The following is a 7267-nucleotide window of genomic DNA, read 5'->3' as shown; positions in this document are numbered from 1 at the left end:
GCCCGCCCGTCCAGTCGCATCCCGAATCGGCCGACGTGCCGAAGCCGCTGGGCTCGCTGTCGGCGTCGCTGCTGGCGCGCAAGGGCGACGCCCGCCCGGCGATGCGGCCGCTCGCGCTGGGTACCGCCACGGCCGAACCCGTCGAGGATGATGCTGCTTCGGCATCGGTGACGCTCGCGACAGCACGCAGGATCGCCCGCGAGAGCGCAGCCAGAACGCGCAACGGCAAGGCCGCCTTCACGCTTCGCCTCGACAGCGATCGTCATGTCCGGCTTCGACTCGCGAGTGCAATGACGCGGCATTCGTCGCAACACCTCGTGACGCTCGCGCTCGATGCCTTTCTTCAAAATCTGCCCGAGGTCGACGCGCTCGTTGCGCAGCTTCCCGTGACCAGGGCCCCGAAATGAACCGGTGGGATCATAGCCGATGACGACACGAATCCTTCTTTCGATGGGGCTGTCGGCCCTTGTACTGGGCGGCACGATGGTCGGGTGCAGTGCGGGCGAGACCGGCCGCGGCCTGGCGTCGGCGAGCAATCGCAAGGCCGATCTCGAAGCCAAGGCGGGCGCGGTGAACGCGCACCGTGCAGAGGTCGCGCTGGCCCGGCACGATGGCGGCGCCGCGGTCTATTTTGCCGAGGCGGCGGTGGCGATGATGCCGCAATCGGCGGCGTATCGGCTGCTGCTCGCGCAGGGCTATCTCCAGGCGGGGCGGTTCACGTCGGCGCGGCAGGGGTTTGCCGATGTGCTGGCGCTGTCGCCGGCGGACGGGAAGGCGGCGCTCAACCTGGCGCTGACGCAGATCGCCGGTGGCGACACGCAGGGCGCGCGGCAGACGCTCGAACGCAACGCATCGATCATACCGCCGAGCGATCGTGGCCTCGCGCTGGCGCTGGCGGGTGATGCAGGCGGCGCGATCGGGCTGCTGACCGAGGTTGCGCGCTCGTCCGAAAGCAATGCGAAGGCCCGGCAGAACCTAGCGCTCGCGCTCGCGCTGGCGGGCCAGTGGCAGGCCGCGCGGGTCGTCGCGGCCGCCGATCTTGCGCCGACCGAGGTCGATGCAAGGCTCGAACAATGGGCCCGTTTCGCTCAGCCGACGACGTCATATGATCAGGTCGCCGGCCTGCTCGGCGTGCGCGCGGTCGCCGATGCCGGCCAGCCCGCCGCACTCGCGCTCAACCGCGCACCGCTCATGCCGACGGTCTCGCCGATCGAGGCGCTGGCCGCGGTCGAACGCAGCGCGCGGCCCGTCGCTCTGGCCGAAGCGGGATCGACTCCAGCCCCGTCGCGGATCACCTTCGCCGCGCCGCGCGAGGTCGTTCAGGCACTGCCCGGCGGCACGCCGACGATGCTCGCCAGCCGCAGCGAGGGCGCCGTGCTCGCCGCGCGTGCGCAACGCGGCGTGCGCGCGATCTCGGCAGGGACGGGCGACTGGTATGTCCAGATCGGCGCCTATGACAATGCCGGCGTCGCGAGGGCCGCCTGGAGCCAGGCCACGCGTCGCTTCGACGGCTTCTCCGGCCGCCAGCCCAACGGCATGGCGTTCAGGACGAACGGCGAGGCCTATTACCGCCTGTCGGTCGGCGGGTTCGGCCGCGACGAGGCCAATCAGGTGTGCCGGCGCTACCGCGCGACCGGTGGCGCCTGTTTCGTGCGACAGGGCGCCGGCGACCAGATGGCGCTTTGGCTGCGTGGCGGCGGCGTTGAGGTCGCGACCCGCTGAATGACAGGCGGGCTCCGACGCACGATGCCCGTCAGATCTCGCGGCCGCCTTTCCAGACGCGCAGTACCTTGCCCTGCACCGGCAGGCCGTCGAACGGCGTGTTGTTCGCGCTGGCGGCGAACGCGTCGCCGGTGATCTGCCACGGCGCCTGAGCGTCGAACAGCAGCAGATCGGCGGGCTTGCCGACCTCGAGCGTCCCGGTGTCGAGCCCGAGCACCGCGGCCGGGTTGCGGCTCAGCAGCGCGAACAGCCCCGACAGCGTGACCCGTTCGTCGCGCACCAGCATCAGCGCGAGCGGCAGCAGCGTCTCGGCCCCCGCCATCCCGGCGCTCGAATCGGCGAAGGGCAGGCGCTTTTCCTCGGGCCCGCGCGGATCATGCGCGGAGCAGATCACGTCGATCGTGCCGTCGGCGACCGCCGCCAGCGCCGCCTGGCGATCTGATTCGCTCCTGAGTGGCGGCGAGAGATGCGCGAAGCTGCGGAAGTCGCTGACCGCGATGTCGGACAAATGGAGATGCGCGGGCGTGATGCCGCAGGTCACCGCCACACCACGACGCTTGGCGGCACGGATCAGGTCGAAGCCTGCGGCGGTCGTCACCTGGCGGATGTGAAGCCGCGCACCGGTGTCCTCGGCCAGCATCAGGTCGCGCGCGATCGCCAGCGCCTCGGCGATCGCGGGGGCGGCGGGCAGGCCAAGCCGGGTCGCGGTTTCGCCTGCGGTCGCCACGGCGCCCGCGGTCAGTCCGCCATCCTCGGCATGCGTGACGACCGCGATGTCGAGGTCGCGCGCATAGGCGAGCACGCGGTGCATGACGCCACTGTCGGCGATCCAGCCCTTGCCGGTGCCGACCGCGCGCGCACCCGCCGACAGGCAGACTGCCATCTCGGCAAGGTCATGACCGGCGAGCGCCTGAGTCGCGGCGGCGATCGGGTGGATCCACAGGTCGGGCTTGCCGATCAGCGCAGCGCGCTGGACGATGCCGGGATCGTCGAGCACGGGCGACTGGTCGGGCATCAGCCCGACGCGGACGATGCCGCCCGCGCGGAACGCGGCCCGGTCAATCTTCGCCACGCCAAGATCGACGATGCCGGGAGCAAGCGTCTTGCCCGCGCAGTCGATCGTCTGCGCATCCGCGGGGATCTCGACCAGCCCGGTCGCGACGACGACGCCGTCGCGGATCAGGAGATTGCCCTTGGTGATGCCGCCGACCGGGCAGACGAGCGTCGCATTGGTGAGCGCAAGGATCATGCCCAGCCCTCCACACCGCGCGCCCGGCGGGTCAGCACGTCGAGGCACGCCATGCGGACCGCGACGCCCATCTCGACCTGCTCGGTGATCGCCGAGCGGGCATGATCCGCGACCGCCGAATCGATCTCGACGCCGCGGTTCATCGGCCCGGGGTGCATCACCAGCGCATCGGGCGCCGCGCGCGCGAGCCGGTCGAGCGTCAGGCCGTAGCGCATCCGGTATTCGCGCGTGGAGGGCACGTACGCGCCGTCCATCCGCTCGTTCTGCAGGCGCAGCATCATGACCACGTCGGCGCCCTCCAGCGCGGCATCGAAATCGGTGAACGGGGTGACCCCCATCTTGTGGATCGCCGCAGGCATCAGCGTCGAGGGTGCGCAGACCCGGACCTCGGCGGCGAGCGCGGTGAGTGCGAGGATGTTCGAGCGTGCGACGCGGCTGTGCAGCACGTCGCCGCAGATCACGACGCGCTGCCCCGCGATCGACCCGCGGCGGCGGCGGATCGTCAGCGCGTCGAGCAGCGCCTGGGTCGGATGTTCGTGGCGGCCGTCGCCTGCGTTCAGGACGGGGCAGTCGACCTTGTCGGCGATCAGCCGCACCGCCCCGCTCGCCATGTGGCGGATGACGATGACGTCGGCGCGCATTGCGTTCAGCGTCATCGCGGTGTCGATCAGCGTCTCGCCCTTCTTCACGCTCGACTGCGCAGCGTGCATGTTGACGACGTCGGCGCCGAGCCGCTTGCCCGCGATCTCGAACGACAGCAAAGTCCGCGTGCTGTTCTCGAAGAACGCGTTGATCTGTGTCAGGCCCGCGAGCCTTTTATCGGGGGTCGCATGAGTGCGGTTCGCCTCGACCCAGGTTTCCGCTTCGTCGAGCAGGAACGCGATCTCGTGCGGCTGGAGCCCGTCGATCCCGGTCAGGTGCCGGTGCGGGAAGACGGCGCCGCCCTCGATGAGGGTGGCGGGGCGGTGATCTGAACGTTGCATCAAGCGCGCTGGGTAGTGGGCTGCGGCGGCGGGGGCAAGGTTCGTTGCTCGACGCGGGGTGGTTAACCCGGTTTTAGGGGCGGCCTGCGATCAGGGACACATGGTGGGGACTGATAACGAGACTGACGTGACCACGCAGCGCGCGCGGTGGTGGGAGCACGGCTGGTTTATGGTCGCGCTCGTCGTCGCGGCGGCGGTGCCGTTGTTGTGGCCCGCGCTGCCGCCGCTGGGCGATCTGCCGGGGCATATGGGGCGGTGGCACATCGCGATGGCGCTGGGGGATTCGCCCGATTTAACGCGCTATTATACGTTTCACTGGGCACTGATACCCAATCTGGGGATGGACCTGGTGGTGCCTGCGCTCGCCCGTATCTTCGGATTCGAGCCCGCGACGAAGCTGGCGGTGATCGCGATTCCGGTGGTGACGGTCATCGGCCTGTTATGGACCGCGCGCGAGGCGCACGGGCGCGTGCCGCCGACCGCGATCCTTGTGGTGCCGCTCGTTTATGCCTGGCCGTTCCAGTTCGGGTTCGTCAATTTCGCGCTGTCGCAGGCGCTGGCCTTTTGCGCGCTGGCCGTCTGGATCCGCTGGGGGCGCGCGGGGCGGTTTGCGGTGCGCGCGGTGGCATTCGTTGCGATCGCTCCCGTGCTGTGGGTGGCGCACAGCTTCGGCTGGGGGATGTTCGGGTTGATGGCGGCGGCCGCCGAACTCGCGCGGTTGCGGGCGGCGGGGCGGGGCTGGGGCGCAGCGCTCGGCGGGACCATCACCCAGTGCCTGCCGCTCGCGGGGCCGCTGGGTATCATGGCCTTCCAAGCGGGGCTTGGGTCCGGGCACGGGGAAGCCGGGCTCGGTGCGTCGGACTGGTTCAACATGCCCGCCAAGGTCGGGTGGATCCTGTCGATCTTCAGGGACCGGTGGCAGGCGTTCGACCTTCTGTCGCTGATCCCGCCCGTCCTTGTCCTCTATGCCGCAGCGCGCAGCCGTGATTGGCGGTTTTCGCGGATCCTCGGCTGGCCTGCGCTGGCGTGTCTGGCGGCGTTCGCTTTACTGCCAAGGTTGTTGATGGGGGGCGCCTATGTCGACATGCGGATCGCGCCCGCCATGGTGATGCTCGCGCTGATCGCGATCGCGCCGCCGGTGACCGGGAAGACGACACGAACGACCGCGTGGCTGGCGGTGCTGTTCGTCGTTGTCCGACTGGGCGGCACGACATTGAGTTTTGTCGAGCGCTCTGCCGAGCAGCAAAGCGAGCTTTCCGCCATTGCTGCAATCCCGCGCGGCGCGGCGGTTCTTTCGCTGGTCGCACGGCCCTGTTTTGGCGCATGGACCGATCTGCGGCGCGATCACCTGCCCGGGCTGGCGATCGTCCGGCGCGACGTCTTCACCAACGTTCAGTGGGTGATCGAGGGCCAGCAACTGCTGAGCATCCGGCATCAGGCCGCCGCCCCCTATCTCGCCGATCCGAGTCAGAGCGTTTTTCCTGCCCAATGTTCCGATATCGGGTCCAACTTCAGCGCAGCGATCGCCGGCTTCCCGCGCGCGGCGTTCACGCATGTCTGGACGATCGGGTATCCACCGGGGGCTGCGCAGGCCGCGGACTTGCGCGTCGTGTGGACCAACGGGACGTCGACTTTGTACCGCGTGGCGGGGCGCCGCGTCGTCCGCTAGATCTGCGCGGTCACCAGCGCGTCGATCGCGCCCTGGAGGATGTACGCCGCCGCCATCTTGTCCACCAGCTCGGCGCGCTTGGCGCGGCTGGCGTCCTGTTCGATCAGCGTGCGCGTGACCGCGACGGTCGACCAGCGTTCGTCCTGGAGCAGGATCGGCAGCCCCATGTCCTTCAGGTTCTGCGCGAACGCCCGCGTCGATTGCGAGCGCGGACTTTCGCTGCCGTCGAGGTTGATCGGCAGGCCGATGACGAGCCCGACGACCTTCTGCGCCGTGATCATCTCGGCAAGCGCGGCCTTGTCCTTCTGGAACTTGGTGCGGCGGATCAGCAAGGCGGGGCTCGCGAACGACCAACCGGCATCGCACAGCGCGGTGCCGATCGTCTTGGTGCCGACGTCGAGGCCGATCAGCCGTCCGCCATTCGGGAGCGCATCGCGAAACTGCGCGGGGGAGACCGTGATCATCGCGTGAACGCCGCAAGACGGCGGTTGGCGTCCGCGCGCACATTCGCCCAGAACAGCGGATAGTCGTACACGTGGTAGTTGTTCCCGGGGAGCACGTAAGGCCCGAGATCGGGGCCCTCGCCGATCAGCAGGATACCCCGGTTGCCGCAGCGCGCGGGCACGTTGCCGACCGACAGCGTCGCGCTCGACAGGTCGGCGGACGGGACCAGCGTGCCGAGATTGGCGGTCGCGGGCGCGCTCGCATCGGCGGTGCCGGTCAGCGGGTTGGTGCAGATCATCGGCGTGCCCTTGCGCGGCTGCCCGTCGAACCCCGTGGTCCGGTCATAGGTCTCGACGACCAGCGACGGATCGGCGGGCTCGGAAAAGCTTTCCCATGACAGGATGCAGCCGGTCTGGTCGGCGCTGCGGCATTCGGCCAGGCCCATCCGCGGCAGGTCGGTGACGCGCGAGACCGGCCAGCCGACGACATAGGCGGCGACGATCCGCGCCTTCAGTTTCGGGTCGGTCGCGATCCGGTCACGCAGCAGTCGGGTGAGGTGGAGCGCGCCCTGGCTGTGTCCGGCGAGGATGATTGGGCGGGTCGGGCCGGCTTCCTTGAGGAACCGGTCGAACGCGGCGGTGACGTCGCCGTATGCGAGCGCGAGCGCGCGTTCGCTGTCGGCCTCGCTGGTCAGGAACGCGCCGAAGGTCGCCTGGCGATAGCGCGGCGCCCAGATGTCGCCCGCGCCGTTGAACGCGCTCGCCTGGCCGCGCAGGAACAGTTCGGCTCGGGCATTGGTCTCGGGATCGTCGATCGGCGCGTTCCAGTGGTCGCGGCTGATGTACGAGGTCGGGTGGATGAAGAAGATCGCCGCGCCCGTTCCCGGGGTCCCGGGCGCATAGCCTTCGGGTGTCCAGAGCGCGGGATTGCCGGGGCGATCGGGGCGCGCGAGCCACAGGATCTTGCGCGCATAGATGTTCGCGGGCGCCTTGCGCTGCGCCTGGAACGTCTCGCTCGGGACCATCGCGATCCGCATCAGCTCGGTCCCGAACAGGCGATAGGCGAGCAGCGCGGCGATCGCGAGGACGATCATCGCGGTAACGAAATAGAGAAACTTGCGGGCCAAGCGGGACCTTCCGTGCAGGCGGTGCCGTCCCCGTGCCGCATGCGCGGCGCGGTTGCAACGGGTGCGTTTCCGCG

Annotated in this window: 7 protein-coding genes; 3 read left to right on the top strand and 4 right to left on the bottom strand. The window is 69.7% G+C overall.

Translation table 11 applies throughout. From position 1 onward, the window contains the following. The first annotated feature begins 35 nt into the window (after window positions 1–35). Window positions 36–407 carry a hypothetical protein gene (locus sphsw_RS00980; RefSeq protein ID WP_235188238.1) on the top strand — a complete coding sequence of 124 codons (372 nt, stop codon included), beginning with the start codon at window positions 36–38 and terminating at the stop codon, window positions 405–407. Between the two features lie 19 nt (window positions 408–426). Continuing rightward, window positions 427–1722 carry an SPOR domain-containing protein gene (locus sphsw_RS00975; protein WP_031438982.1) on the top strand — a complete coding sequence of 432 codons (1296 nt, stop codon included), beginning with the start codon at window positions 427–429 and terminating at the stop codon, window positions 1720–1722. Between the two features lie 31 nt (window positions 1723–1753). On the opposite strand, the gene sphsw_RS00970 is transcribed toward sphsw_RS00975, so the two are convergent. Further along, complete coding sequence (locus tag sphsw_RS00970; RefSeq protein WP_031438981.1) at window positions 1754–2971, bottom strand: dihydroorotase; 1218 nt, start codon at window positions 2969–2971, stop codon at window positions 1754–1756. After that, entirely contained in the window at window positions 2968–3954 is a 987-nt protein-coding gene (locus sphsw_RS00965) for an aspartate carbamoyltransferase catalytic subunit (RefSeq protein WP_031438980.1), read from the bottom strand. The genes sphsw_RS00970 and sphsw_RS00965 overlap by 4 nt, the downstream gene beginning before the upstream one ends. 127 nt (window positions 3955–4081) lie before the next feature. Between sphsw_RS00965 and sphsw_RS00960 the strand changes: the two genes are divergently transcribed. Beyond that, complete coding sequence (locus sphsw_RS00960) at window positions 4082–5623, top strand: hypothetical protein (RefSeq protein WP_152555335.1); 1542 nt, start codon at window positions 4082–4084, stop codon at window positions 5621–5623. Here the strand turns inward: sphsw_RS00960 and ruvX are convergent. After that, window positions 5620–6087, bottom strand: coding sequence for a Holliday junction resolvase RuvX (ruvX, locus tag sphsw_RS00955; protein ID WP_031438978.1), 468 nt, complete (start codon window positions 6085–6087; stop codon window positions 5620–5622). The genes sphsw_RS00960 and ruvX overlap by 4 nt on opposite strands. Beyond that, the gene (locus sphsw_RS00950) at window positions 6084–7193 is read right to left on the bottom strand and encodes a DUF3089 domain-containing protein (protein ID WP_031438977.1); all 1110 of its coding nucleotides are present in this window, start codon (window positions 7191–7193) and stop codon (window positions 6084–6086) included. Before sphsw_RS00950 ends, ruvX begins: the two co-directional genes overlap by 4 nt. Between the last annotated feature and the right edge of the window lie 74 nt (window positions 7194–7267).

This window comes from Sphingomonas sp. FUKUSWIS1 (genome assembly GCF_000733135.1).
In the GTDB taxonomy this organism is placed as follows: Bacteria; Pseudomonadota; Alphaproteobacteria; order Sphingomonadales; family Sphingomonadaceae; genus Sphingomonas; species Sphingomonas aerolata.
Note: the sequence above shows the minus strand (reverse complement) of the source record. Positions and strands in the feature narration are given on the sequence as shown.